21 protein-coding genes are annotated in these 26099 nt (G+C 68.8%); 6 read left to right on the forward strand and 15 right to left on the reverse strand.

Annotation, left to right across the window (positions count from 1 at the left end):
- Window positions 1–407 precede the first annotated feature (407 nt).
- On the reverse strand, window positions 408–608 hold the full coding sequence (locus IEY95_RS00170; protein ID WP_189184654.1) for a hypothetical protein: 201 nt from the start codon (window positions 606–608) through the stop codon (window positions 408–410).
- A 189-nt stretch (window positions 609–797) separates the two neighbouring features.
- On the opposite strand from IEY95_RS00170, the gene IEY95_RS00175 reads away from it, so the two are divergent.
- Complete coding sequence (locus IEY95_RS00175) at window positions 798–1694, forward strand: aminoglycoside phosphotransferase family protein (RefSeq protein WP_189183736.1); 897 nt, start codon at window positions 798–800, stop codon at window positions 1692–1694.
- Window positions 1695–2136: 442 nt separating this feature from the next.
- The gene (locus tag IEY95_RS00180; RefSeq protein ID WP_189183737.1) at window positions 2137–3075 is read left to right on the forward strand and encodes a sigma-70 family RNA polymerase sigma factor family protein; all 939 of its coding nucleotides are present in this window, start codon (window positions 2137–2139) and stop codon (window positions 3073–3075) included.
- Window positions 3076–3173: 98 nt separating this feature from the next.
- Here IEY95_RS00180 and IEY95_RS00185 read toward each other — a convergent pair whose 3' ends face one another.
- Window positions 3174–4109, reverse strand: a complete 936-nt coding sequence (locus tag IEY95_RS00185) for an RNA polymerase sigma-70 factor (RefSeq protein ID WP_189183738.1) — start codon at window positions 4107–4109, stop codon at window positions 3174–3176.
- 825 nt (window positions 4110–4934) lie between these two features.
- Between IEY95_RS00185 and IEY95_RS00190 the strand changes: the two genes are divergently transcribed.
- Window positions 4935–5528: a hypothetical protein gene (locus IEY95_RS00190; RefSeq protein ID WP_189183739.1), complete on the forward strand. Its 594-nt coding sequence runs from the start codon at window positions 4935–4937 to the stop codon at window positions 5526–5528.
- 558 nt (window positions 5529–6086) lie between these two features.
- On the opposite strand, the gene IEY95_RS00195 is transcribed toward IEY95_RS00190, so the two are convergent.
- The 8 genes from IEY95_RS00195 to IEY95_RS00230 form a co-directional block, all read right to left on the reverse strand.
- Window positions 6087–7442, reverse strand: a complete 1356-nt coding sequence (locus tag IEY95_RS00195; RefSeq protein WP_189183740.1) for an NAD(P)/FAD-dependent oxidoreductase — start codon at window positions 7440–7442, stop codon at window positions 6087–6089.
- 228 nt (window positions 7443–7670) lie between these two features.
- Window positions 7671–8270 (reverse strand): CGNR zinc finger domain-containing protein, encoded by a 600-nt coding sequence (locus IEY95_RS00200; protein WP_189183741.1) that lies wholly within the window; start codon window positions 8268–8270, stop codon window positions 7671–7673.
- Window positions 8271–8319: 49 nt separating this feature from the next.
- Window positions 8320–9222: a universal stress protein gene (locus tag IEY95_RS00205; RefSeq protein ID WP_189183742.1), complete on the reverse strand. Its 903-nt coding sequence runs from the start codon at window positions 9220–9222 to the stop codon at window positions 8320–8322.
- 347 nt (window positions 9223–9569) lie between these two features.
- Window positions 9570–9812 carry a DUF397 domain-containing protein gene (locus IEY95_RS00210; RefSeq protein WP_189183743.1) on the reverse strand — a complete coding sequence of 81 codons (243 nt, stop codon included), beginning with the start codon at window positions 9810–9812 and terminating at the stop codon, window positions 9570–9572.
- 83 nt (window positions 9813–9895) lie between these two features.
- Window positions 9896–11062 (reverse strand): thiolase family protein, encoded by a 1167-nt coding sequence (locus IEY95_RS00215; protein WP_189183744.1) that lies wholly within the window; start codon window positions 11060–11062, stop codon window positions 9896–9898.
- Window positions 11059–12114, reverse strand: coding sequence for a thiolase family protein (locus IEY95_RS00220; RefSeq protein ID WP_189183745.1), 1056 nt, complete (start codon window positions 12112–12114; stop codon window positions 11059–11061). Before IEY95_RS00220 ends, IEY95_RS00215 begins: the two co-directional genes overlap by 4 nt.
- A complete protein-coding gene (locus tag IEY95_RS00225) occupies window positions 12115–13053 on the reverse strand; it encodes a Zn-ribbon domain-containing OB-fold protein (protein ID WP_189183746.1) in 939 nt (312 codons plus the stop codon).
- Between the two features lie 76 nt (window positions 13054–13129).
- The gene (locus IEY95_RS00230) at window positions 13130–13930 is read right to left on the reverse strand and encodes a crotonase/enoyl-CoA hydratase family protein (protein ID WP_189183747.1); all 801 of its coding nucleotides are present in this window, start codon (window positions 13928–13930) and stop codon (window positions 13130–13132) included.
- A gap of 176 nt (window positions 13931–14106) precedes the next feature.
- Between IEY95_RS00230 and IEY95_RS00235 the strand changes: the two genes are divergently transcribed.
- A complete protein-coding gene (locus tag IEY95_RS00235; RefSeq protein WP_189183748.1) occupies window positions 14107–15738 on the forward strand; it encodes an acyl-CoA synthetase in 1632 nt (543 codons plus the stop codon).
- 3 nt (window positions 15739–15741) lie between these two features.
- Here the strand turns inward: IEY95_RS00235 and IEY95_RS48520 are convergent, their stop codons facing one another.
- The 5 genes from IEY95_RS48520 to IEY95_RS00260 form a co-directional block, all read right to left on the reverse strand.
- Entirely contained in the window at window positions 15742–18612 is a 2871-nt protein-coding gene (locus tag IEY95_RS48520) for a TIR-like protein FxsC (RefSeq protein ID WP_229702489.1), read from the reverse strand.
- The gene (locus tag IEY95_RS00245) at window positions 18605–19552 is read right to left on the reverse strand and encodes an AAA family ATPase (RefSeq protein ID WP_189183749.1); all 948 of its coding nucleotides are present in this window, start codon (window positions 19550–19552) and stop codon (window positions 18605–18607) included. The genes IEY95_RS48520 and IEY95_RS00245 overlap by 8 nt, the downstream gene beginning before the upstream one ends.
- The gene (locus tag IEY95_RS00250; RefSeq protein ID WP_189183750.1) at window positions 19549–21627 is read right to left on the reverse strand and encodes a vWA-MoxR associated conflict system protein; all 2079 of its coding nucleotides are present in this window, start codon (window positions 21625–21627) and stop codon (window positions 19549–19551) included. The genes IEY95_RS00245 and IEY95_RS00250 overlap by 4 nt, the downstream gene beginning before the upstream one ends.
- Complete coding sequence (locus IEY95_RS00255; protein ID WP_189183751.1) at window positions 21624–22574, reverse strand: alpha/beta hydrolase; 951 nt, start codon at window positions 22572–22574, stop codon at window positions 21624–21626. Before IEY95_RS00255 ends, IEY95_RS00250 begins: the two co-directional genes overlap by 4 nt.
- A gap of 168 nt (window positions 22575–22742) precedes the next feature.
- Window positions 22743–23531: an IclR family transcriptional regulator gene (locus IEY95_RS00260; protein ID WP_189183752.1), complete on the reverse strand. Its 789-nt coding sequence runs from the start codon at window positions 23529–23531 to the stop codon at window positions 22743–22745.
- Window positions 23532–23638: 107 nt separating this feature from the next.
- Here IEY95_RS00260 and IEY95_RS00265 point away from each other — a divergent pair, with 107 nt between their 5' ends.
- A complete protein-coding gene (locus tag IEY95_RS00265; RefSeq protein ID WP_189183753.1) occupies window positions 23639–24598 on the forward strand; it encodes a 5-dehydro-4-deoxyglucarate dehydratase in 960 nt (319 codons plus the stop codon).
- Between the two features lie 132 nt (window positions 24599–24730).
- Complete coding sequence (locus IEY95_RS00270; RefSeq protein ID WP_189183754.1) at window positions 24731–26068, forward strand: gluconate:H+ symporter; 1338 nt, start codon at window positions 24731–24733, stop codon at window positions 26066–26068.
- The last annotated feature ends 31 nt before the right edge of the window (window positions 26069–26099 follow it).

The raw sequence follows: 26099 nt of genomic DNA on the forward strand, positions 1-26099 counted from the left end.
GGACCGGATGAGGGCCATCTCCACCGCTCTGCAGCAGATTCCCCCCACTTAAGCTGCCGGACCGTTCAGCGACGTGATGGCCCGAGTGGGAATGGAGATGAATCAGCATGTTGCTCCAGACAGCCACGTATCTCGCGGGCGGGGTGAGGTTCAAGCCGAGGCCGTTCAGTTCGAAGTCCGGCGGATACGTCGGGATGCCATCGGGCGTTTGAGTCCGGCCCATGGTCACAAAGCCGCCGGCGACGACTACTCGCTCGCCTTCTGGGTGGTGAACTGGGCACACATGCACGACTGTCACCGGGTAAATGATCGCGCGCCGCGCCCCCGGGATCGGCGTAATCGCCCAACTCCCAGGCCAGGATGGGAACAGACCCCACCCGCAATGCATTTCTCCCTGAGCCCGTGTATCAGCGTCGGTGTCTGCTGGTGATCTCCTGATACTCATGCGCCGTCGGCTTGATGATCTGCGTACCCTCGCCGTAGAGGTTGCGGCTGAGCACGGCACGCAGGCGGCGCGCAAGGCGGAATCCGGCATCCGTGCCTCCTCCATTGGCCGCGGGGACCAACCGGCATTCGCTCTCCGTCAAGCCGCCCCAGATGCCTTCCACCTGCCCCGCCTGGAGGACTCCGTCCGGCCGGACGGAGCCTCGTCACCGGTGGTGCTGGGAGGGGGGTTGACTATACGAGCCGGCTGACAGCCGGGACCTCACCAGAGCTCTGAACCAACGCGGCTGAGTCACATCGGTTTCCGTGCTCAACCATCGGTGGCCCAGTGCCATCGATGGTTGAGTGACACCATGGACAGCTTCGAGATCGATCACAGCTTGGTGCGCTCCCTGGTGCGAGAGCAGCATCCTGACCTTGCAGGCTTGGACGTGCGTGAGGTGGCCGGCGGTTGGGACAACCAACTGTGGCGTCTCGGGGACGAGTTGGCCGTGCGCATGCCGCGCACGGAGCGAGCGCCCTCCCTCCTGCGCAAAGAGCACCGGTGGCTGCCGACCCTGGCCCCGCGCCTTCCACTACCGGTCCCGACCCCCATGCGGATCGGTGAACCGTCCGCACGCTTTCCGCGGCCATGGACCATCGCAACCTGGGTTCCCGGCGAACCAGCAGACCGCGCCCCCATCAGCCACGACCGCTCGGCCGACACTTTGGCGGGTTTCCTCAAGGCGCTCCATGTGAAGGCGCCCGCCGAGGCACCGGTCAGTCCGGATCGCGGCGTTTCCCTTAAGACGCTCACGGACGGTTTCGAAAAGATGGTCAGGGAAGTCGCCTCCGGAGGCGTTGCCGCCGACCTCCAGAACGTCCGGGACGTCTGGAACGAGGCCGTTGCGGCCCCCGATTGGCAGGGTGCGCCGGTATGGCTGCACGGCGACCTTCATCCGGCGAATGTCGTCGTCCTGGACGGGACACTCTCGGGCGTGATCGACTTCGGCGACATGTGTGCCGGCGATCCGGCGGTCGATCTCGCGGCTGCGTGGGTACTCCTTCCCGCAGGCGCGGTATCACGGTTCTTCGACGCGTACGCGCACACCGACGAGGCGATGATCCGGCGCGCTCGAGGGCTGGCTGCCTCGAAGAGCCTCTTCCTCATCCTCATGGGCCAGGCCGGGGAGCGGGGCCTGCCCGGCGGCAAACCGAAATGGGGACCTGCGGGCCGGGCGGCTCTTGATCGTGTTCTGGCATCGATCTAGGAGGCCGGACACTCCCGCTGGCTCGACTTCGGTGGCACGGCAGGGGCGCCACACGTGTTGCACACCGGCAGGAGGCCCCAGAATTCGCTCACGGTCTTTTCGGTCTCCGCGAAGAGGTACCGGGGGCTGTCAGATGAGACGGACAACCGGGCATGTGTGACACGCAGCCGCGTTCCACGTCCCGCTGCGGGGGACGCTCCACGGGACAGCCCGTGTCACAAGATCCGCGTGTGCCCGGTCTTACGGAGTGAGCCGAGAATGTGAACAGGTGCGTCGTACGGCTGGACACAGCCGTCGGCTACTGCAACGTTCGTGCCGGGCACAGGGGCGTGCTTCGTGGCACACCGTCGGGACGCCGAAACCACTGAAGCCCTCCTGAACGTCCACGGAGTTGCTGCATGCGGTTGGGTTGTGTGGTGCCGTGCGGGAGGGAGGATGCCGTATGGACGAGGCTGACGCGGTGCCGATCGCGGAGTTGCTTGACGAGCGTCGGTATCTGCTGGATGTCGCCTACTGGATGTTGGGTAGTGCCGGTGAGGCGGAGCGTGTGGTCGATGAGGTCTACCGTCGGTGGTACGGGCTGTCGGATACGGCGCGCCGGGAGATCGTACGGCCGCGGTGCTGGCTTGCGAAGACCGCGGGCAGGAGCTGTCTGATGCGGCTTGCCCTCGCCGACCGGCTGGATGACGGGGACTTCGGGGCTGGGGTCTTGGAGGCCGTCGAGGTGGCTGAGCGTCCCGCTGCCGCGCTGGAGGTGGAGGTGGAGGTGAGTCGGATTCTGCTGGACGGGCTGGGTTGCCTGTCAACGGCCGAGCGGGTGGTGTTCGTGCTCAATGATGTGTTCGGGATGACCCCCGACACGGTCGCGGACATCGTGGGGCGCTCGGAGCCGGAGTGCGCCGACCTGGCCGAACGGGCCCGTGACTGCCTTCGGGCCCAGCGCTCGCATCCCACGACGCCGCGGGAGCACGATGTGCTGGTCCGCGCCGTCGGTCGGGCCTGTCTGGCCGAGGACGCGGAGTTCCTGGCGTCGTTGCTGTGTCCGGACGTCACGGCGTTCTTCGACGGCGGTGGCAAGGTGAGGGCGTTGAGCAGGCCGGTACACGGCGGCCGGCAGGTCGCGCACAGTCTGCTGACCCTGCTGGCCCGTCGGCCGCGGACCACCCTGACCCCTCAGTCCGTCAACGGTCGTACCGGCCTGGTCGCCCGCTACGACCACCAGGTCGCCGCCGTCATCAGCCTCGACATCGCCGACCACCGGGTCACACAGGTCTGGGTCATCCTCAACCCCGACAAACTACGCTCCTGGAACCCACCCACCACCCGCGATGGCCGCGCCTCACACCGGCTCCCGTCACAGCGTGGGGACAGCTGTTCCTGATCGCTTTTTGAGAGGCGTGTTCGAAGTCGTCGGGCATGGCAGCAGGTCGTCCCACAGCGTCCGCGCCCCGTCGGGAAGGCCTCGTCCCATCGCCACAGTCACACACCGTCCGGCGCTGGGCCGAGGGCAGTGGTGAAGCGGGACCGTGAATCGAGGAACGCGGCGATCTTGCTCGGGTTGAACACCCACATCACCTTGTAGATGCCTTCCTTCGCGGCGGCTATCGTCAGGAACGTGCTGGGTTCGCCGTCTCGGTAGATCATCACGCCCGTACGGCCGTTGGCGGCGACCAACTCGACACCCACGCTCTGCCAGAACCGCGGATACGCGGTCGCCAGGTTGGCTACGCGTGCACGGCCCAGCACAGGCTTGCGAGCAGCGCCTCGGATGCCGTTGCCATCGGACAGGCTGACGGCATCGGGGGTGAGAAGGGCTTCCAGCGAAGCCACGTCTCCCGTTTGAGCTGCGGAGACGAAGGCGTTCAGAAGGCGCCGGTGCTCTGCCGTGTCCACGCTCTCTCGCTGCCCGTCCGCCAGATGCTTGCGAGCGCGGCTTACGATCTTCCGCACGTTGACGAGGCTGAGTTGAAGGATTTCAGCGATCTCGGCATAGGCGTAGTCGAATGCCTCGCGCAGTACGTATGCGGCACGCTCGGTTGGGCTCAGCGTCTCCAACACCAGGAGCAGAGCCAGCTCCAAAGCCTCTGCGCGCTGTGCGCCCACCTCCGGGTCCGCGCTCGTGTCGATGGGCTCGGGCAGCCACGGTCCGATGTAGGTCTCCCTGCGCACGCGCGCCGATTGCGCGACGTTGATGGCCAAGCGGGTCGCGGTGCTCGAGAGGAAGGCCACCGGGCTGACCACCACAGAGCGGTCGGCGTTCTGCCAACGCAGCCACACTTCCTGGACCACGTCTTCAGCCTCGACCGCGCTGCCGAGTATGCGGTAAGCGATGCCGAAGAGACGTGCCCTGTGCTGTACAAAGACCGAAACAGCCTCTTCAAGGTCACTTGCCGTGGGGGACGGTTCGAAATGCATGCTCCCGCGGTCTCCGTTCCTCCGATTGCGGCTGTCTACGGTCGAGACCACGCGGCTACCGCGTGGTTGCCGACGACTCCATGGTGTGTTCGGGTGCTGCAGGGACTGTGGTCACGGAAAGTCACGGCTGTTCCAATCGCTTGCTTCATGGACCGGGGTGAGCGCGTCCCTGTGACAGGACTGGGCAGAAAAATGCCGGCCGGCTGCTGACGGAGGAGTCGACTCCAGGCGGACACACGGTGTTTTCGCAGCCCATGACACGATCGTGTGGGCAAGCCCAATCACGTGGAATCGTTCCCAACAGTGCCATTAAAACATTGACACGTTGTGGATCAGCACGCCGGTCGTTCCGCTTCCCGTCGAGGCCCGAAGTTGGTCTGACTCGACATGGCTGTGTCGCTGTCAGGTTCGGGGCGTGATGGGTTGGTCGACGCGCGCATCACAGCAGTCGCCGACACGTTGCCCCGGCTGCGCTCCAGGCTTCCACCGCTGAGGCTGCGGACGGTGAGAGTCACTGCGGATCCTTCGCGCGAACGGATGCCGACGGTCTCAGCGATCACGCCTGCGGGGATGGGGCAAAGCACTCCATGCCCTGCAGGCCGTGAAGGGGACATACCCGTTGCATGAGCCGTGAACAGTGGCAACAATTGGTGCGGTTGCTTCCGTGGGCGAGTCTCTTGGGAAACCGTGGGGCTGTCCAGTGCATCTACGTTCCGCCTGGGCTGCTGCATATGATGTCGAGGGGTACCCATACCCGCGTCCAGACCGAGCGGCACCGCAGGTGAGCCGGGGCGCGGCACGAAGGGTTGAGGATGAGAGGAACCCATGGTCTCCGTAACCCACGCGGCGCACAACATCGAGATCACTGCTGAAGGCCTTCAAGAGGAACTGGCCCGCCTGGAGCTTCAGAAGGAGGCGCTGGAAAGGGAATTGGCCGCGGTCATGGCGCATCTCGGCTCGGTGCGGCGGACCCTCAGCGCCTTTGAGTCACTGATGCGCGCCCCGACTGCTGCGGCGTCGACGGGACCGACCGGATCTGCAGCTGCGGAGCGCGGCCAGGCTGCAGCCCCGGCCGCCCCGCAGACATCCGTCGCCTCCCCCGGAGCCACGGACACCACAACGCCATCCGCAGCACCCAAGGCTCGGAAGCCGGAGAAGGGCAAGACCGCGGAACGTCCGGTTTCCACCGACACCGACGCGGACGGGCAGAAGCAGTACGGCAAGCTCACCGAGCAGATCATGGAGTACTTCGCCAAAGTCGGCGACGTCGACGTGCGGGCTCGCGAAGTCGCAGCTGCTCTCGGCCGTGACTCCGACAGCGGAAGCATCAACGCGGTCCGCAGCACACTCGATCGCCTTGTCGGTACGTCCCGTGTCCGGCGAACCGGCCGGGGCCTCTACCGCGCCAAGCGTTCCTAGGCCGTACCCCTGGCGGTCCGGGGCACAGCAGTAAGCAGTCCGGCTGTGCCCGAGAAGCAGTCCGGCCCTGCCCGAGTGCAGCACCAAGAATGTGATGACCACACCTTGTGTGCGCTGACGCCGAGGCGTGGCCAATCGTCGCGGCCGTCGCGTCCCTCGACAGCGCTGCAACCCTGCAGACGCTCGCGACACTCCCCCATCAGCAGCCAGTCAGCCACGGCAGGACTGGTTGCCGGGCAGATCGCGGCACCGGCGTACGTCGGCGTGGTCGGGCACGAGGTGTGGTGGGTGGAACCACGCCCGGAGGAAGACGGCCGGACTTCCGTTTCGCTGCGCCCTGAGGCCCGGGCCGTGTTCCGGGCGCCACTCATCGGGGGAGTGCGTGGCGCCCGGAACACTATGTTGATCCTATCAATGTTTTGCTTCCTTGCCGACGATGTTGGCACCGCCCATGCATGTTGCCACCTCGTCCGTCAAGCCATCGCTCCATACGGGACTCGATCTGGCGCTGGAGCCTGACGAGTGTGCCCCACCGTTTGATCAGCGACATGTTCTCGCTCATGGGGCCGCGTGGTCACTCGCTCGGCTCTCGCCGGAACGCTCCGGATTCGCGCTCGTGACGAACGCGTCCCGTGGGTGCTGCACAGAGGCGAGGGAGACAAGATCCCGGCCGAACACGGCGGCGGTGAGCCAGACAGTGAGAACCCGGATCTTGCGCTCCCAGGAGGGCACGGCCAGGACGTGATAGCCCCGGTGCATCAGCCAGGCAGGAAGTCCCTTGATGACGATGCTCTTGTACTGGAAGATGCCTCGCCCCAGCCCCAGTGTCGCCACCACTCCGAGACTGCTGTGGCGGTAGTTTCGGATTCTTCCCCCGTGCAGGCTCGCCGCGATGTTCTTGGCAAGGCGCCTGCCCTGCCGTACAGCATGCTGCGCGTTCGGTACCGTGCGAGCCTCCGGCACGGACGAAGCCAGATCGGGAACGGCCGCGTCGTCTCCGGCCGCCCACACATCCGGCACAGGTTCGCTGTCGGTGCCCGCTCGCAGGTCAGGCCGGACCACGAGCAGGCCACGCTCGTCGACCAGGAGATCGGTGTGGTTGTGCACGACGGGGTTCGAGGCGTTGCCGGCGGTCCAGACGATCAACGCCGAGTCGAACTCCTCTCCGTTGGAGAGCACGACATGCCCGTCTTCGACGGAGACGAGTTGCGTGTTCAGGTGGATGTGCGCGCCACGGCGTTCCAAGGAGCGCACCACCCAGGCACCGGGTTTGTCGTTCACCTCGGGCAGGATGCGGCCCCGGGCCTCGACCAGGTGGAAGGACAGGTCGTCGATGCTCAGCTCCGGATATGACTTGAGCATCGCAGTCGCCAGGGACAGCAGCTCGCCGAAGCCTTCGACGCCGGAGAACCCGCCGCCCACGAACGTGACGGTGAGCAGCCTCCGCCGCTCGGCGCCGGGCGGCAGCGAGGCTGCCTGATCCAAGGCGGTCATCAGCCGGTCGCGGATGGCCACCGCCTCCTCCACGTGCTTCAGGCCGATCGCCTGCTGCGCAAGCCCGGGGATGGGGAAAGTGCGGGTCACGGCACCGGCTGTGACCACGAGGATGTCGTAGCGCAGTTCGTAGTCGTCTCCGTTCGCAGGTCGGACGGTGGCTGTCCGGTCCGCGTTGCGGATCTCGATCACGCTTCCCGCGATCAGTCGGGTGGAGCGCAGGTGCCGTCGCAACGACACTGCGGCATGACGCGCCTCAACCGATCCAGCCGTCACCTCCGGCAGAAAGGGCTGATAGGTCATGTAGGGGCGGGGATCGACAACCGTGACCCGCGCCTCACCCGCACGCAGCCTCTTCCCGAGGCCCCATGCCGTGTAGAAGCCTGCGTAGCCGCCGCCGACGATCACAATCTCACGCATGATTCCCTCTGTCTGTTGGCCGACAACAGATAGACAGGGCGGGGCACGCTCGTGTGACAGACGACGGTGGCAAAGCGGCCGAGGCGTGCCGCACCGGGCTGGCTACGGGTGAGAGGCGGCGGGGCGGTGCACTGATGACAACGTGTGTGCGCTCGTCAGGCCCAGGCCCAGGCCGTCACCGGCACGAACGAACCGTCCTGCCGGAACAGTCGGACAACGACTCGCTGCCTATGCGGACTTCTTGTGCCGCTCGTGGTGCCGGGCGACCCTGGCTCGGTTTCCGCACGACGGTTTGCACCACTCCTGGCGCGGGTGCTCCTTGATGAAGTACCGCACGCAGCGCGGCGCGTGACAGGCGCGCAGACGCCGCCGGTCGGGGCTCGCGAGGAAAGCCGTCGCGGCGCGGGCGAGGACGGCCGCGAGCGGAATGTCCCCGTACGGGGCCTCCTCGCGTACGACGGGGTCGGCGTCCTCGTCCCATACGAGGACGGGAACGGTCGCGGTGAGCGCGGCCGCCTCGTTGAGTCGCGCCACGGCCTGCGGTACGGGAAGCAGCCGGGCGCTGTCGGCCGCGCTCGGCTCACCCGGGCGTACGGCGCGGGCGAAGAGGGCACGGACGGCGGCGCGGAGGACTCGGACGGCGGTGAGCGTCGCCTGATCGGCGACGAAACGGTCGGCTCCCGGCAGCGTGTCGCGGTGCGCGTCGAGCCAGACGGTCAGCCCCGCCGGGTCGGCGAGATCGTCGGCGACACCGCCGTGACCGTCGTGCCGGATGGTCAGGGCGAGGTCCAGGGCGAGCCGGGCGTCCCCGCTGATCGAGTCCTCCATGGCGCTAATGATAAGTTCAGCGACTTTCATTAGCGCACGACGACGTCGCTCACTCCGCGGCGGCCGCCGGTGGCACCACCGCGACCGGGCTCGCCGCGTGCAGGAGCGCGGCCTGGGTGACCGAGCCGATCATGCGGGCGGGTGCGAGGAGGCGACGGCGGTGGCGGCCCACGACGAGTAGTTCGGCGTCCTTCGAGGCCGCGACGAGGTGGCCGGCCGCGTCTCCCGGTGGCACGTAGAGGTCGACCTGGAGATCGGGGTGTCGTTCGCGGTGTGGGGCGACAAAGCTCTCGGCCAGGGTGCGGGTCTCGCCCTCGACGGCGTCCTGGTCGAGCGTGGCGGGTGCGTAGTCACCGGGCACGGCCCACGTCGGATCCGGCCAGGTGTACGCGGCGACCACCTGGACGCGGGCGGCGCGCAGGGCCGCCTCCCCGAACGCGAAGGCGAGCGTCGCCTCGTCCGGACTGTCCACGTGAAGGCCGACGACGACACGCGGCCCCGGTTCGACCGGGGGTGCGTCGGGCACGTCGCGTCCGGGGCGCGGCACCACGACCACCGGGCAATCGGCGTCCCGCGCCGCGGCCATCCCGCTGGAACCGAGCAGCAGACCGACGAAGCCACCGCGGCCCCGGGAGCCGAGTACCAACAGCTGGGCGGCGGAGCCGAGTTCGGGCAGCACGGCACCCGGGGTGCCCTCCAGGGCCACGTACTCCGTCGCCGGCGGGTCGGCCCGCCCCGCCAGGTGGGTGCGCACCTGGTCGAGCACATGATCCTCGGCCGGATCCGGTGGTCCGGCGACCAGGACGTCCGGTTGCCCCCAGGGCGCGTACTGCCGCACATGGACCACACGCAGCGGCGCCCGGCGTGTCCGGGCAGCCGCGAGGGCCCAGTCCAGGGCGCGCAGGCCGTCGTCCGATCCGTCCACCGCCGCGATGACCGGCAGGGTGCTCATGAAATCCTCGCCTTCGGCACGCCATTGATCTTCCTTGGGTCAGCCTGACTCAAGGACGGCCGCAGGACGGGCCGGCGGGGCGTGTGTCCGGGAATCCGGAGGATCTCGGCACGAGAGGCGGGGCGGCAGAGGGCGCGGTCGGTCCGCGCGGCAGTCGGCCATCGCGGTCGGTCCGCGCGGCAGTCGGCCATCGCGGTCGGTCCGCGCGGCAGTCGGCCATCGCGGTCGGTCCGCGCGGCAGTCGGCCATCGCGGTCGGTCCGCGCGGCAGTCGGCCATCGCGGTCACGACGGCCGCGCGACCGACCGCCGCCGAGACGGGCCGCGGCACGGCCCGACCGCTGTCGGCTCAGGTCAGATCGAACTCGCCCTCTCGGGCACCCGATACGAACGCGCCCCACTCCGCGGGTGTGAAGATCAAGGAAGGGCTTTCGGGCCGGCCGCTGTTGCGCATCGCGATGAAGCCCTCGACAAAGGCGATCTGGACGTCTCCCCGCCCTCGGCTGCTGGACTGCCACTCGGCGTTGCTGAGGTCCAGCTCCGGCTTGTCCCAGCCCTTGAGCGGTTGCTGCTCGATGGTGCTTTCGGCCACGTCCGTGCTCCTCCCGGTTCGTCGTCCGCCGCCAGCCTAGCGATCGGTTCCGGCGGCCGACAGGCCACGTGAGGAGGACGGTTTCAGGAGGCGGGAGGCGCGGCGCCGACCAGCCACATGGAGAAGAACTGGGATCCGCCGCCATAGGCGTGCCCCAGCACCCGGCGAGCCCCGTCCACCTGGTGTTCTCCGGCCTGCCCACGCACCTGAAGTGCCGCTTCGGCGAAGCGGATCATGCCGGAAGCGCCGATCGGATTGGTGGAGAGGACCCCGCCCGACATGTTGACGGGCAGGTCCCCGTCCAGCTCCGTCACCCCGGACTCGGTGAGCTTCCAGCCCTCGCCCTCCTCGGCGAACCCGAGGTTCTCCAGCCACATCGGCTCGTACCAGGAGAACGGCACGTACATCTCGACGGCGTCGATGTCACGGCGCGGGTCCGCGATGCCGGCCTGCCGGTACACGTCGGCCGCGCAGTCCTTGCCCGCCTGCGGCGACACGAAGTCCTTGCCCGCGAAGAGGGTGGGTTCACTGCGCATCGCTCCGCCGTGCAACCACGCGGGCGGTCGCGGCGATCGGGCGGCCCCCGCACGGTCGGTGAGGATCATCGCGCAGGCCCCGTCCGAGGACGGGCAGGTCTCCGAATAGCGGATGGGGTCCCACAGCATGGGCGAGGCCTGGACCTTCTCCAGCGTGAGGTCGTGCTCGTGGAGATGCGCGTAGGGGTTCTTCAGCGCGTTGCGGCGGTCCTTGTACGCGACGAGCGAACCGACCGTGTCGGGTGCGCCGGTGCGCCGCATGTACGCGCGCACGTGCGGCGCGAAGAAGCCGCCGGCCCCGGCCAGTAGCGGCTGCTGGAAAGGGATCGGCAGCGACAGGCCCCACATGGCGTTCGACTCGGACTGCTTCTCGTAGGCCAGGGTCAGGACAGTGCCGTGGACGCGTCCCGCGATCAGGTTCGTGGCGACGAGGGCGGTCGATCCGCCGACGGAGCCGGCCGTGTGCACCCGCAGCATCGGCTTGCCGACCGCGCCCAGCGCGTCCGCGAGATACAGCTCCGGCATCATGACACCCTCGAAGAAGTCGGGCGCCTTGCCGATCACGACGGCGTCGATGTCGGCCCAGGTCAACTCTGCGTCGTCCAGGGCACGTTGGGCCGCCTCGCGCACCAGGCCGGCGATGGACACATCCCGGCGGGCCGCCACGTGCTTGGTCTGGCCGATGCCTACGACGGCCACGGGCTCCTTGCTCATCGGGCATCCCCTTCGAGTACGGCGACCAGGTTCTGTTGGAGGCAGGGGCCTGAAGTGGCGTGCGCGAGCGCCCGGTCGGATGCGCCCCGATGGATGCGCGCGGCGGCCTCACCGATGCGGATCAGCCCGGCCGCCATCACCGGGTTGGCGGCGAGGGCGCCCCCGGAGGGGTTGACCGTCACGCTCTCCGCGAGCCGCAGCGCCTTGCGCAGGACCACCTCCTGAGACGTGAAGGGGGCGTGCAACTCGGCGGTGTCGACGGGACGTTCGAAGACGCCCGCCTTCTCCGCGGCCAGGCGCGCGGACGGCGAGTCGGTCAGGTCGCGGACGCCGAGGCCGTGCGCCTCGATGCGGTGGTCGATGCCCCGGATCCAGGCGGGCCGTTCGCACAGCTCGCGGGCCCGCTCACCCGTCGCGAGGATCACGGCGGCGGCACCGTCCCCGATGGGCGGGCAGTCGCCGGTACGCAGGGGACGTACGAGGTAGTCGCCCTGAGCCACCGAACCACGAAGCTGTGCATGGGAGTTGGCGGCCGCCGAGGCACGGCTACGGGCCGCGACGGAGGCAAGAGCGGGCTCGTCGGTCTCGCCCGCGTCGATGAGCGCCTGCGCCTGAAGCGCCGCGAGCGCGACGGAATCCGGCCACAGGGGCGCCACGTAGTACGGGTCGAGCTGCCGCGTCAAGACGTCTCGTACGGACCCGGGCGAGGACTTGCCGTACGCGTACACGAGCGCGGTGTCGACCTCCCCGGTGAGCAGCTTCGTCCACGCCTCGTACAGCGCCCAGGCGCCGTCCATCTCCACGTGCGACTCGGAGATGGGCGGCCAGGCGCCCACCCCGTCGAGCGCCATCGTGAAGGAGAAGGCACGGCCCGCGAGATAGTCGGTGGAACCGGAGCACGTGAAGCCGATGTCGCTGGTCTTCAGACCCGTCTGGTCGAGGACGTCGTGCAGGACCGGGATGAGCATCTCCACCTCGGAGAGCTCGTCACTGGTGCGTCGGTGGTCGGTCTGCGCGAAGGCGACGACGGCGATGTCCCTGATGGGCGGCATCTACAACAGCTCCTTGTACGTCTCGTAGTCCGCGTCCGGTTCGCCGGTGGGCCGGTAGTGGTCCGGATGGCGGCCGCCTTCCGTCCACACCGGCTCCACGCGCAGCCCCATGCGCACCTCGTCGTAGGCGATGCCGCCGATCCGGCCGTGCAGCGCGAGGTCGGCGCCGTCGAGGGCGATGTGCGCGTAGACGTAAGGCACTTCGATGTCGAGGTTCTTCGCCTTGATGTTGACGATGCAGTACGTGGTGACTGTGCCCCGCGGGCCCACCTCGACCTGCTCCGAAGTGGCGACACCGCAGGTGGGGCAGGCGCCCCTCGACGGGACGTACACCTTGCGGCAGGACGGGCAGCGTTCGCCGACGGTGCGCTGATCGGAGAGAGCGTTGATATAGCCGCTCTGGGCGCGACCGGGCGAGTAGACGTAGTCGAGGCGGGCGGGGGCGACGATGCCGGTCACCATGTCCTCGAACCGGCCGCTGTGGCCCGTGAGTTCCGCGATGCCCTCGTACGGCTCGAAGCAGGCGATGTCCGTGATGGCACCGGAGCGCTCCTCGGCCCAGCGGACGCGGACGCGCATGCCCGTGTGTACGGCGTCGGGGCCAGGAGCGTCGAGGGCGTGCAGGAGGGCGGTGTCGGCGCCGTCCAGTTTCACCAGTGCCCAGGCGAAGGGGGTGTCGAGGGGCTGGCCGCGGCGGGGTTCGTGGTTCCAGGCCCAGGTGGTGACCGTGCCGGTGGAGGCGACCTCGACCAGGTCGTGTATCTCCTCGGCGGTGACCGGGTCGTACTCGACGGGCGGGACGAGTGTGCGGCCGTCCGTGGTCTTCACGCCGAGGACGACGCGCTCGCGCAGGCCGGTGAGGAAGGCGCTCTGGACGGGGCCGAGCGAGCGGGTGAAGGGGAATTCGACGACGAGTGGGGCTTTGAGGACTTCGGGCATCCCGGGTGTCTCCTTCGGAGGGTCGGACACGCCATTCCCCACAGGGGGTGGGGCGCGACCGGGCGCGGGCTTCGGATCAGGCGCGCCGGTAGACGGGCGGGCGCTTCTCGGCGAAGGCTCGGGAGCCCTCCTTGGCGTCGGCGGTGTCGAAGACCGGCCAGCCGCGCTTGAGCTCGGCGGCGAGCCCGTCGGTCTCGGTCATCTCGGCGGTCTCGTACACCGAGGCCTTCACGGCCTCGACGGCGAGTGGGCCGCAGGCGTTGATCTGCTCGGCGAGGGCGAGGGCTTTGTCCAGCGCGGTGCCATCGGGGACGACATGGCCGATCAGGCCGATGTCGGCGGCTTCCCGGGCCGAGTACGGGCGTCCCGTGAGCAGCATTTCGAGGGCGTGGGTGCGAGGGATCTGGCGTTGCAGCCGAACCGTCGAACCGCCGATCGGGAACAGGCCGCGCCTGACCTCGAAGAGCCCGAAGGTCGCGGACTCACCGGCGGCCCGGATGTCGGTGCCCTGGAGGATCTCTGTACCACCCGCCACGCAGTGCCCTTCGACAGCGGCGATCACCGGCTTGCGGGGGCGGTGATGGCGCAGCATCGCCTTCCAGTGCAGATCGGGGTCGGCCCTGAGCCGGTCCCGGTACTGCTCGCCTTCCATCCCCTTTCCGGCCAGCGCCTTGAGGTCCATTCCGGCGCAGAAGGCACCCCCCGCTCCGGTGAGCACGATCGAGCGGATCGCGTCGTCCTCGTCGGCCTCGACCCAGCCGTCGTACAGGCCGACCAGCATCGGCAGCGAGAGCGCGTTCTTGGCCTCGGGCCTGTTGAGCGTGAGTACCAGTGTGGCGCCTTCGCGCTGCACGGTGAGGTGTTCCGTACCACCCATTGCCGTCCTCCCGTCTCGGATGCCAGAACAGGTTGCAGGAGGGGCCGAGCCAGTACAAGGGTTTTCTGACAGACAGTCAGATTTCTTCTGCCGGGACCCTTCACAGTTGCGTGCGGCTTTGCTCTGATGACCGTCGAGCCGAGTGCAGCCACGGACGTTCGGGGTCAGGAGGAGCGGTGGAGTACAACCTTGCCGACCTGTTCGAGTCGGTCGTCGACGTGGTCCCGGGGCGCGAGGCGCTCGTGTACATCGACCACCCGGGCACGGGCGCGGAGCGCCGGCTGACGTACGCCCAGCTGGACGCCGCCGCGAACCGCGTCGCGCACCACCTGATCGACAGCGGCATGCGCCCCGGCGAACACCTCGGACTCCACCTGTACAACGGCGTCGAGTACCTGCAGACCGTACTGGGCTGCCTGAAGGCTCGGATCGTGCCGGTGAACGTGAACTACCGCTATGTGGAAGAGGAGTTGGTCTACCTCTATCGGGACGCGGACCTGGTGGCCCTGGTCTTCGACGCGGAGTTCACGGACCGGGTGGCCGCGGCGCTGCCGCACGCTCCGGCACTGCGGCATGTCGTACGCGTGGGATCCCCCGCATCCGGTGCGGCCTCGTTGGACGCGGTGGAGTTCACGGACGCCGAGGCCGCCGGATCTCCCGAACGGGGGTTCCCGCCGCGCTCGCCGGACGACCAGTTCATCATCTATACCGGTGGCACGACAGGGATGCCCAAGGGGGTGATGTGGCGGCAGGAGGACCTGTTCTTCTCCGGCCTCGGCGGTGGCGCTCCCACCGGTGAGCCGGTCAAGAGGCCGGAGGAACTCGCCGAACGCGTCGCGGCCGGCGGCGACGGGATCACCTTCTTCCCCACTCCCCCGCTGATGCACGGCACCTCGACGCTGACCGCCTTCATCGGCTTCAACTTCGGCCAACGCATCGTGATCCACCGCAAGTTCGCACCCGAGGAAGTCCTGCGGACGATCGAGAAGGAGAAGGTCACCAGCATGTCGCTGGTCGGTGACGCGATGCTACGGCCCCTGATCGACGCGCTGAGCGGACCCATGAAGGGCACCGACTGCTCGTCGATGTTCAGCGTGTCGTCCTCCGGCGCGATCATGTCGGACACGGTGCGCGAGCAGTTCCAGGCGCTGGTCCCGAACGTGATGCTGCTGAACAACTTCGGCTCGTCGGAGTCCGGCTTCAACGGCACCGCGACGGCGGACTCGGGCCCGGCGCGCGGCTTCCGGGTGCGCGTCAACTCTCGTACGCAGGTGGTGGATCCCGTCACCTACGAGCCGGTCGCCGTCGGCGAGCCCGGCCGCATCGCCCAGCGCGGCCATGTGCCCCTCGGCTACTACAACGACCCGAAGAAGACCGCCGAGACGTTCTTCCAGAAGGGCGACGAGCGCTGGGTGCTCCTCGGCGACATGGCCACGGTCGACGAGGAGGGCATCGTCACCGTCCTCGGCCGCGGCTCCCAGTGCATCAACACCGGCGGCGAGAAGGTCTATCCGGAAGAGGTCGAACAAGCCCTCAAGTCGCATCCGGACGTGTACGACGCCTTGGTCGCCGGGGTGCCCGACGCGAAGTGGGGCAACCACGTAGCCGCGGTCGTTCAGCTCCGCGAGGGCGCGGGCCGACCTTCCCTGGAGGACATCCAGAGCCACTGCCGCACCCACCTCGCGGGCTACAAGATTCCCCGCCAGCTCGTCATCACGGACACCATCCAGCGCTCGCCGAGCGGCAAGGCGGACTATCGGTGGGCTCGGTCGGTGGCCGCAAGGGCGGCCGGCTCAGAGAACTGCTGACCATCAGCCTTCTCCTCCATGGTCGGATCCGCCTTCGAGGAGTGGCGGGGTGGGTCCCATCAGTCGGGGCCTGGCTATGGATGGGCCCAGGGGCGGATGCTCGGTGGCGTGTTTCAAGTACTGCCGAGTGGTGTGGGCGACGACGGCCGGGAGTACGTCGGTGAACGCCTTGAGCGTGGGTACGCCGTTGACGGCCATCCGGTGCTCGGTCCGCCGGTCCCGGTCGAGGATCTTGGGTAGCGTGCGGTCCAACTCCGCTATCAGCTTTCGGCCCTCGTCGTGGCGCTGCACGTCCCGGTTCCCGGGAACGATCGCGCTCACCCAGGGCCGGGCGTTCCCGTCGAATGCCTTGAGCCGGCGTCGCCGTTCCTCGTCGGTAAGCGCCCACCGGTCGACCAGGAGGATCTGGGGCGCCGACACGCCTGTCTTGTCAAGGTCCTCGCCGGTGACCTCTTCATCATCGAACGAGGAGACGGTGACCCGGTAGTCGAGCGCCCGGATCAGCTCCTCGGCCACCGTGGGCAGGGGACGGGTCGACTCCGAGTGGTAGGGGTTCCAGTCCCGAGCGTCATCGCCGTACGCTCGCACATCGCGGTGCTCGCCAACGCTCTCGCGCGTGGGTGCCACCACGGTCAGACGGATGCTCCGGGGCCCATGACCGCGCGGCTTGAACGCGCTCGGCGTCGACGCGTACGGCCGGGGTCTGCTGGGCGGCAGCGGCGACTCGTGGGCGACCCGCACGATCCGCTGGGCGAGCCCGAGGACGGTCTCCTCGTACTCGTCGCGCAGCCGGTTCAGCTTGATCAGACCGTAGATCCCGTTGGCGGCGTACCGGTCGCCGAACGCCGCGTGATCCAGATGAATGTGCCGCATGGAGTCCGGGAGTTGAGCGTAGTCGACATGGGTCCACAGCGCGGGGACGATGGCCGACACGGCACCGGAACCGGCGGCCCGCGCCCGCAGAATGCGCTCGTTGAACGCGAACCATTCCCGCCCGCAACTCTCACTCGTGAAGTACCGCGGCGAGAACAGCGGCACGAACACCCGGCACGTCGCGAGATTCTCGCTCAGCTTTTCCGGCCAGCCGTCCCCCGAGCGCATCTCCCGGTCCATGAAACCCGCAGGCGCGCCCGCCGGAAGATCGGTGAGCGCCATGATGTGATCGCACAGGTCCTTGAAGAGGACGTGCACCCAGTGATCCGGATCGCCGCCGCCGGGCCCCCAGGCCGGCGTGTGCGCGTAACTCAGGAAGAAATAAGGCCGGTTGTCCAGCTGTCGCTCCGGCAGATCCAACCCGCCGGGTCGCGACGTCATCACTGGTCTCCAGGCCCCTTCGCCGACCCCCACGACGTCCTCCGCCGACAGGCCGAGCAGCTCCAGCGTCCGCCGGGACGCCTGCCCGAACGCCTGGAGTTCAGCAGCGACGTCGACCCGGGCTTCCGGGTGGTGTGCCACCGTGGGCAGTTGGCCGCGGTGGTTCTCGCCGGCCGACACATGTCGACTCAGGGCTCTGTTGATCTGCCAGACCTCGTACTCGGCGAGATCCTGTCTCAGCCGTCGCTGTACGGCTTCGGACAGGCTCAGTTCGACCTTTCCCAGCTCATCGACGTCAAGCGCGATGAGTCCACTGGTGAGCAGTTCGGCGACATCCGCCACCTCGGACTCAGGCACCAGCTCCTGACGAATGAGATGCAGTAGGCGCATGCTCAGACGGTCGAAGGCGGAGCACAGGACCGCCAGACGCGCGGCCGCGGGCGAGGCGGTACGCAGGAAGCCCTCCGCGGTGACTCTCCCCAAGCGCCGTCGTGCGTGCTCCTGGGGCCGTCCCCCGTGCGGGACCAGCACCGCGCCGCAACCCTCGGGATCCGCGCGCATCACCGTTCGTGACCAGCGGTCCAGCGAATACGGAGACAGTGAGAGCATGGGAATGGGCAGCAGCTCGTCCTCCTTCCCGTCGGCAACTTCCCGCAACAACACCTGCGGCGCATCGAAGCCCAGCCGGGAATTGGCCGAGCCTGGCGCGCCGTTGGAGACGCGCGCCGTCGGTAGGTCGAGCCCCGTTCGACGCCATAGCCTCGTCGGCAAGGGATTGAGCAGCACGACCGGCGTCGTCGACGCCCAATCACGCAGCTGTCGCCACACCGCCGTTTCCCGCCAGCCCGGGGCCGCGCAGTCGGACACGACCACCAGCAGCCGACGCCCGTCGGGCGCCCTGAGCTGGCCTGGACTCATCAACCGGCCTTGACCGTCCCGGAGTTCGGGTCCGCGATCCCCCAAGTCGAGACCGCGCACCTGGAGCGTGCGGAAAGCACCGAGCCGGTCCAGTACGACCGTGAAGTCGGCTACCGTCTCCCGCCACACCCGCATCGCGGGAGAGCGGTCCACCACCAGGACGAGGTCGAACCACCGCTCGGGCGCCGGTGCGAACACCGGAAGAAGTTCGCCGCTGCGGGCGTAGTCGTCCACCGTCGCCTCGATGTCCAGGGCCGACCGCCGGCCTTGGCGCCAGGGCCGTTTCCAGGGCCGCAGCGCTCGGGTCACCTCCAGGGTCAGCGGCAGGCCGGAAGCCCTTGCCACCGCCACTGGGTCGCCCCGGACGCGCGAGCCCGCCCCTCCCAGGCGTTCGTGCAGTGCGCGTCCCGTGTCGGGCAGGGGTGAAGCCACGTCCTCGGGATCTGTCTCGGGCGCGGGTGTTCCGTGAGCGTGGTGCTGCTCTCTTGACGCGGTGGACACGTCTTCCGTGTCCCTGTCCATGCGCGAGGCGAGCCAGAGAAGCTCGGCCAGCGCCGTGCCGTCCAGCTCCGGGGCCGCGGCGCTCAGCGCCGCCACCACCCGCGCGAGCCCGTCCGGCCCGGCGGAGCGCTGTTCAGGCACGGGACAGCTCGCGCAGCACCAGATCCATGACTTCCTGCCTCTCCGTCGCGGCGAGGGTGCCACCGGTCAACAAGTGGGCGGCGTTCAGCAGTTGGTCGATGGCCAGGCTCTCGCCCGCCGTGAGGCGCTGGTAGAAGTCCTGGACCAGGATGCCGACCGTGGCCTGCATCGGCCCCTCGCCGATCCGTAGATGCGCCTCCACCACCCTGCGCAGCTCGTCGACCGACGGCTTCGGCATGGTGAACCGGATGCAGCGTCGCAAGAAGGCCGCCGGGAAGTCACGCTCGCCGTTGCTCGTCATCACGATGAAGGGAAAGCTGTCGCATTGCACGAATCCCCCCGTGATGGGGCTGCGAGCAGGATTGCGCGGATCGCCGCCCCACTCGCGTACCTCGACGACGGCCTGGGTATCGCTGTACCGGGCGAGTTCGGGGATCTCGAACTCACCGCGCTCCAGTACATCGAGGAGATCGCTCGGCAGGTCCAGGTCGCTCTTGTCGATCTCGTCGATCAGCAGGGCCCGCGGATGCTCGACCGGCAGCAGCGCCGTCCCCAGTGGCCCGAGTTGCAGGAAGGGGGCGATGTCATCGCTGTCGTCGGGGCCGGCGAGCCGTTGCGCGTGAATGCGGCCCAGGGCGTCGTATCGGTACAGCGCTTCCTTGAGTGTGCTGCGCGAGGTGATGTGCCAGCGCAGTACGTCGCCGAGCTTGAGCTCCGCGGCGACCTGCTCGACCACCGTGGACTTACCGGAGCCCGCCGCACCGGTCACCAGGAGCGGCCGACGCAGTACGAGCGCCGCGTTGACGGCCTTGACCAGGCCGGGTGGCGGTTGGAACTGCTGGTGGAGTGCCTGCCGGGGGAAGCTCCGCCAGGGAGGCGGTGTGCCGAGATCGACGTCCCGCGGCGTGCCGTCGCCGACGTAGAAGGGCTGCCAGGTCATGCGGAATTCTCCCCCTCGCTGGTGAACTGCTCGAACCAGTCGCAGAAGTCGAGCCATTCGGCGTCGTGCCAGACGGTTCGCCACTGGGCCAGATACTCAAAGCCGTCGAGCTCGTCCTGTGCTCCCTGCTCCCAGCTGCGACGATAGGCCTTGCTGAATTCCGCGGGCAGGAGATGCCAGACCGTATCGAGGCTGTCCCGGAATTTGTCGGGCACACAGCCCTCGGCGCCCGGCCAGAGCACGATCGGCGTGTGTGCGAGGAGCAACTCCATCACCTGTTCGAATCGCTGCGGCCGGTGCTCCAGGGCAACCGCTCGCGCGTAGGTGCTGCGTCCCAGTCTCTTCTTGAGATCCTTGACCAGTTCGGTCTCACGCAGGCTGAGCCAGTCGACAGGCGCGCCTCCCGCTCCGTGCGCGTTCATCGCCGCCAGCCCTTGTCTGGCACGATCGTTGATCCACCACAGATGGCTGCGCGGACCTAGTCGCTCGCTCCAGCGCAGTACGACGTCGTGCCGCTCACCCAGTCTCTCTCCGAAGTAGGTCTCCTCGGGCCGCCAGCTCAACAGCAGAGCGGCGGAGGCGGCGATCTCGACCCTGCGGAGCCGCACGCCGAGTTTCCTCGCTCGCACGGACGCCCAATTGAGTATGCCTGCGAGCCTCTCCTCGACCCCGGGCTGATCGGGCGCACAACGGAACACCCTGTGCGTGTACATCTCTCCGCGGTCCAGCAGCCACGCCTCGAGGGTCTCCGGCCACTCGTCGGCGACGGCCGCATGCAGACTGACGACCAGCCTCAGCCGCATCCCGGCGCTCCTGCGCCGTACCCTCTCGAAGGCGTCGCCCAGCTCTACGACACCCACCGCGTTCGCCCACGCGGTCAACTCCGCAACGTCCTCTGCCAGTTGGTCCTCGACAGCGAGCGCGGCGACAAAATCCGCGAGGGGAGCGGCGCGTGTCCGCCTGAAGTCCGGATCAACGGCCGGAGTACGCAGTCGCAGATACTCCACCGCGTCCCGCATCAGTTCGCTTCCGGACGTGTCCGGCAGCCCGTCCGTGGTGCGGCCGGCGGCCAGCCACAGGGCGCGCCGCAGCCGCTCCGACGTGAGCCGCTGTCCCGGCCAGGAAGTGAGCAGGTCGATGGTACGAAGGCTGTCCAGCAGCCCGTCGACGACGCCCAAGCACCAGTTCAGCTCATTGCGGCTACCCGACGAACGCTCTGGCAGAACGAGGCGCAGACATTCCAGTACATCGGCACCGGTGACCGGGGTCGCCAGCAGCTGCGAGCAGCCCAACGGGTCCAGCGCCTGCTCAAGTGCCTCGGTCCCCACGGGCCCCAGTACGGACCCGAACCGCACGAGATGGCTCGCGTTGCGCGCGAGCCACGGCTGCTCGCCCACCAGGGCGCCGTCATACTCCACCCGGCGTGCGTCCTGGCCCGGTGCCGCGTCTCGTACGGCGTCGAGCACCGCGTCGGCCCGCAGGAACTCGCCCGCTCCGCGGATGCCTTCCGTAAGAACGTGGACAACGCCCCGCGAGAAGGCGAGCCGGTACGCCTTCTGCGCGGCGCCGACCGACATGATCATGGAGAACCGGGCCGCGCCCTGGCGCACCCCACCATCCGTCCGTGCGAGGTCGGGTATCGCGCCGCCGGCGTGGCAGGTGTCGATGAGGGCGAACACGCCAGGAAGTCCCGGTGTTTCCAGCACCTGTGTCAGCAGTGCCCCGACGTTCACCGCGGTACCGATCTCGTCGGCCCGGGAGTTGCCCGCCATCAAGTAGAGGGTGGAGTTCCGGCCGGGAGTGATGCCGTGCCCGATGAGGGCGAGGACGAGCACGGCGCCGGCCCGCCCCGCACGTTCGGCGGCGCCCCGGACCGCCGCTTCGATCTGTGCCTGCTCGACGGACGTACCGCACAAGAGCGAGGACCCGAGGCTCCCTGTACACGCTCCCCGCCACTGGTCCACGAGCAGCCCGCGCAAGGACCCGGCAACCTCCTCCAGTCCGTCGAGCAGTCCCAAGTCCGGGCACTGCGGTGCGACAACGAGGACGTGGCGGCGGGGAGTCGGTGCTCTCATGGTTGCGTGGCCGTCTCGATCGCCTCGACGACGGGACCCGCGACGTCACCCTTCGCGAGGTATTTGGCGGCAGGGTGTACCCAGACGCCGTCCGAGTCCACACGTCCGGTGCGGGGAGGCACAGAGTGCCGGCCTGGCCGTACGACCTTCTCCAGTAGCGGCCGTACGGCTATGAAGTCGTCCCGGTCCCAGAAGTTGAGCCATCTCTCGACGGAGTCGGGCACCTGCAACGGCTGGGGGCGCATCCGAGGGCGCACGGCCGCACTCATTCCCATGGGCGACCCGAGAGTGACCAGGAGCGGAACCCTTGCCCGGTGCGCGTGCAGCGTCTCCAGTGAGACGACCGTACCCAGGGAATGTGCGACGACGATGGTGGGGCCGGACGGGTCGAGGGTCCCTTCGACCCGGCGGCGGATGCGAGCGTCGAGCGTCAGCCCCTCCTCGTCCGGCTCACCACGGCGCAGATAGCGAGCTACCTGACGCAGCTGGCCCACCATCAGCCCCGCGCTCGCCCAGCCGCCGAAGGTGCGCAGGCCGGGCAACGACAGCAGGGTATTGGCGGCGGTCAGTACGTGTCGGGCGACCGAGCCCGCGCCCTGCGGCTCGCCCTCAGGCGTGAGCTGGGCGTGGGCGCGACGCAGCACCCGCGCCTCGTCGTCCGTGGTGGGCCCGGCGAGCCGCTCCTCGACGGCCTCCAGAAGCAACTCGCCGACAAGGTCGTCCTCGTCCTCCTCCGGCTCCGCACCTTGGCCTTGAGCCGTGCCGAACAGGTCACCGTAGTAGGCGAATCGCGTGTCGGCCGCCCATCCCTGGATCAGATCCAGGACTCGGCGTGAATGACCCGAGGCGCGGGCGCCCGCAGCCAACGCGCGTAACCATGCGTCGAGTTCGGTGACCGGGTCCCGCGGTCCGCCGATGCCGTGCACAAACACCAGACGAGGCTTCATGTTCCCCCCGCAAGCCTCGGCCCGGGGCTTCCGGGCGGTTCTCCAGATTACAACTGCCGGGCAGGCAGGGCTCCTTGTCGGCCAAAAACAGCGCGAGGCAAGGTCTCCACCCGCCGAGCGTGCCGAACGTGTCGGCAGCGCGCCGACCGCCGAGCCCGGCCCGCCCGGTCAACGCCAGTCGGGAGCGCCCGAGGCCGGCGGCAGCAGGGATTCGATCTTCGCCCGGATCTCCCGCATGACGGAGACGATGTGGGCCTCGTGGTCCCCCGTGAGCCGGTTCACCGGCACCGAGCAGCTGATGGCGTCGGTGGCCGGGGTGTCGTAGCGCAGGGCGAAGCCGAAGCCGGCGATGCCGGGCACGGTCTCCTCACGGTCGATGGAGTAGCCGCGGTCGCGCACCTCGACGAGGTCGGCGCACAGGGTGGTGCGATCTGTGTGGGTGTTCTCGGTGAGGGCGGGCAGCGGATCGGGGGGCAGCGGGAGGTCGTCTTCGGGGCGCTCGGCGAGGAGGGCCTTGCCGAGGGCGCCGGCGTGGGCCGGGATCCGGCGGCCCACCCTGCTGATGGTGCGCGGGTACTCGTGGGACTCACGGGTCGCGAGATAGACGACGTCCGGGCCGTCGAGCCGTGCCATGTGGAGGGTCTCGCCGAGTGCCTCCGAGGCCTCGTCGAGGTACGGGCGGACCATCCGTACGTACCGGTCGCTGTCGAGATAGCTGGTGCCCGTGAGCAGCGCGCGGATCCCGATGCCGTAGAGGGAGCCGGTGGTGTCGGTGCGCACCCAGCCGCAGTCGACGAGGGTCTGCAGCAGCTGGTACATGCTGCTGCGCGGCACGCTCAGCTCCTCGGCGAGTTCGTCCAGGCGCGAGGGCCGGTCGCCGCGGTCGGCGAGCAGTTCCAGCAGCGCGACGGTGCGGGCCGCCGACTTCACTCCACGGACCCCTGGGCTCTCCGGCATGGGCCCCATCGTAAATCCGCGCCGTCGCACCCATTGACCTCGCAGGGTTCACGAACCTAGCCTCCATTCTCATACGTAGACGTCATCTGCATATAGGGATGAGATTCATGACAGGGTTCAGCGCAGAGGTCGAGGGCGTGGTCCAGCGGCTGCGGGACGGGATGGCGGGTGGGGTGCTGTCCTTCCCGCTCACGAGCTTCCGAGAAGGCGGCGAACTCGATCTGGAGTCCTACCGGGCCTACCTGACCACCCAGTTGGCCACCGCGCCGGGTGCGGTGTTCCCCGCCTGTGGCACCGGCGAGTTCAGCGCACTGGACGAGGACGAGTACCGCGCGGTCCTCGAGGCCACGGTCGAGATCGCCGGCGGTCGGCTGCCCGTGGTCGCCGGTATCGGCTACGGCTGGGCACAGGCGCTGCGGTTCGCCCGGATCGCCGAAGAGGCCGGCGCGGACGCCGCGTTGGTGCTGCCCCACTATCTGGTCGAGGCCCCGCAGGACGGTCTGGTCGAGCAGCTGCGCCGAATCGCCGCCGGCACCCGGCTGCCACTCATCGCCTACCAGCGCGGCCCCGTCGCCTTCACCCCCGACGGTCTGCGCCAGATCGCGGAGATCCCCACGGTCGTCGGCCTCAAGGATGGGCACAGCGACCTCGACCGGCTCCAGCGCCTCACGCTCGCCGCCCCCGACGGTTTCCTCTTCTTCAACGGCGCCGCGACCGCGGAGATCCAGGCCCGCGCGTACGCCACCGTCGGCGTCCCCGCCTACTCATCGGCCGTCCACGCCTTCGCGCCCGAGATCGCCGACGCCTTCTTCGCCGCGCTTCACCACGGCGACGACGCGACCGTGACCAAGCTCCTGCGCGACTTCTACGTCCCTTTGGTCGAACTACGCGACCGGGTGCCGGGCTACGCCGTCTCGCTGATCAAGGCCGCCGCCCGGCTGCGCGGCCTGCCCGTCGGCCCGGTACGCGCGCCGCTCACCGACCCCGGCCCGGCCGACCTCGCCGACCTGGAGAAGGTCCTCGACGACGGCCTGAACCTGGTCGGCGCCGTACGACGCCTCGGCTGACGAAGGCCGAAAGACCACCCACCTCACCGCCTGCGACCGCCCCGCAGGCGACCCCCACGCAGCCCGGACGGTACCCGGGCCGCCCCCACATGTGCTCCGGCTGCCCGTTCCACAGTTCAAAGGGGAACTGCCTTGCCTCTCCTCGTAGTCGGGATCAGCGTTCTGATTCTGCTGCTCCTCATGACCAAGCTGAGACTGAACGGCTTCGCCGCCCTCCTCCTCGTGGCGGTCGGCGTCGGCGTCGTCCGCGGGATTCCGCTGGAGAAGATCCCGGACGTCCTCTCGGAGGGCATCGGCGGCCAGATCGGCGACACGATGCTCACCATCGGGCTCGGCGCCATGGTCGGCCGTGTCATGGGCGACTCCGGCGCCGCGCAGCGCATAGCCGGCAAGCTCCTGGACGCCTTCGGCCCCCGCTGGGTCCAGGTGGCCATGGTGGTCACCTCCATGCTCATCGGCGTCACCATGTTCTACGAGGTCGCCTTCATCATCATCGTGCCCATCGCGTTCACTCTGGTGCGGGTCACCGGCGCGAGGCTGCTCTGGGTCGGGCTGCCGATGTCGATCGCCCTGTCCACCATGCACAGCTTCCTGCCGCCGCACCCCGGCCCCACCGCCGTGGCCTCGACCTTCCACGCGTCCATCGGACTGACCCTGTTCTACGGCCTGTTCATCGCCGTTCCCGTCGGTGCCCTCATCGCGCTCGTCTGGCCGCGTCTGCCGTTCATCAAGGCGATGAACCCCGCCATGCCCAAGGGGCTGGTCAGCGAGCGCGAGTTCACCGACGAGGAGATGCCGGGCCTGGGCTGGTCACTGGGCGTGGCGCTCTTCCCCGTCGTCCTGATCGCCGGCGCGGCGGTGACCGATCTGGCCACCTCCGCCGAGACCCCGTTCCTGCACTTCGTCGCCTTCATCGGCTCGGCACCGATCGCGCTGCTGCTGACCCTGCTCCTGGCGGTATGGGCGTTCGGACCGCGGATCGGCCGGAGCCTTGCCGACGTCAGCGCCTCGTGCACCTCGGCGGCCCAGGCGATGGCGATGATCCTCCTGGTGATCGGCGCCGGGGGTGCCTTCAAGAACGTCCTCGTGGAAGGCGGGATCTCCGACTACATCAAGGACGCCACGGACAGCTGGTCCATCTCGCCGATCATCCTCGCCTGGCTCATCGCGGTCATCCTCCGCATCGCGCTCGGCTCGGCGACCGTCGCCGTCGTCACTGCCTCCGGCGTGGTGCTGCCGCTTCTGGCAGGCAGCGGGACCCACCCGGAGATGATGGTGCTGGCCGTCTCCTGCGGCTCCATCGCCTTCTCGCACGTCAACGATCCCGGATTCTGGCTGTTCAAGGAGTACTTCAACCTCTCGGTCACCGACGCGATCAAGGTCCGCACCACCTATACGACGGTGCTCGCGATCCTCGGCCTGGGCGGCGTCCTGGCCGTCGAGTGGGCCCTTGACGTCCTCAGCCTCTGATCACCGCGCCCGCAACACCCCCGTACACAAG

The organism is Streptomyces albiflavescens (assembly GCF_014645835.1).
GTDB lineage: Bacteria > Actinomycetota > Actinomycetes > Streptomycetales > Streptomycetaceae > Streptomyces > Streptomyces albiflavescens.

Coding starts and splice junctions, on each gene's coding strand:
- IEY95_RS00175 (WP_189183736.1), top strand. CDS start 798: ATGGACAGCTTCGAGATCGATCACAGCTTGGTGCGCTCCCTGGTGCGA.
- IEY95_RS00180 (WP_189183737.1), top strand. CDS start 2,137: ATGGACGAGGCTGACGCGGTGCCGATCGCGGAGTTGCTTGACGAGCGT.
- IEY95_RS00185 (WP_189183738.1), bottom strand. CDS start 4,109: ATGCATTTCGAACCGTCCCCCACGGCAAGTGACCTTGAAGAGGCTGTT.
- IEY95_RS00190 (WP_189183739.1), top strand. CDS start 4,935: ATGGTCTCCGTAACCCACGCGGCGCACAACATCGAGATCACTGCTGAA.
- IEY95_RS00195 (WP_189183740.1), bottom strand. CDS start 7,442: ATGCGTGAGATTGTGATCGTCGGCGGCGGCTACGCAGGCTTCTACACG.
- IEY95_RS00200 (WP_189183741.1), bottom strand. CDS start 8,270: ATGGAGGACTCGATCAGCGGGGACGCCCGGCTCGCCCTGGACCTCGCC.
- IEY95_RS00205 (WP_189183742.1), bottom strand. CDS start 9,222: ATGAGCACCCTGCCGGTCATCGCGGCGGTGGACGGATCGGACGACGGC.
- IEY95_RS00215 (WP_189183744.1), bottom strand. CDS start 11,062: ATGAGCAAGGAGCCCGTGGCCGTCGTAGGCATCGGCCAGACCAAGCAC.
- IEY95_RS00220 (WP_189183745.1), bottom strand. CDS start 12,114: ATGCCGCCCATCAGGGACATCGCCGTCGTCGCCTTCGCGCAGACCGAC.
- IEY95_RS00225 (WP_189183746.1), bottom strand. CDS start 13,053: ATGCCCGAAGTCCTCAAAGCCCCACTCGTCGTCGAATTCCCCTTCACC.
- IEY95_RS00230 (WP_189183747.1), bottom strand. CDS start 13,930: ATGGGTGGTACGGAACACCTCACCGTGCAGCGCGAAGGCGCCACACTG.
- IEY95_RS00245 (WP_189183749.1), bottom strand. CDS start 19,552: ATGACCTGGCAGCCCTTCTACGTCGGCGACGGCACGCCGCGGGACGTC.
- IEY95_RS00250 (WP_189183750.1), bottom strand. CDS start 21,627: ATGAGAGCACCGACTCCCCGCCGCCACGTCCTCGTTGTCGCACCGCAG.
- IEY95_RS00255 (WP_189183751.1), bottom strand. CDS start 22,574: ATGAAGCCTCGTCTGGTGTTTGTGCACGGCATCGGCGGACCGCGGGAC.
- IEY95_RS00260 (WP_189183752.1), bottom strand. CDS start 23,531: ATGCCGGAGAGCCCAGGGGTCCGTGGAGTGAAGTCGGCGGCCCGCACC.
- IEY95_RS00265 (WP_189183753.1), top strand. CDS start 23,639: ATGACAGGGTTCAGCGCAGAGGTCGAGGGCGTGGTCCAGCGGCTGCGG.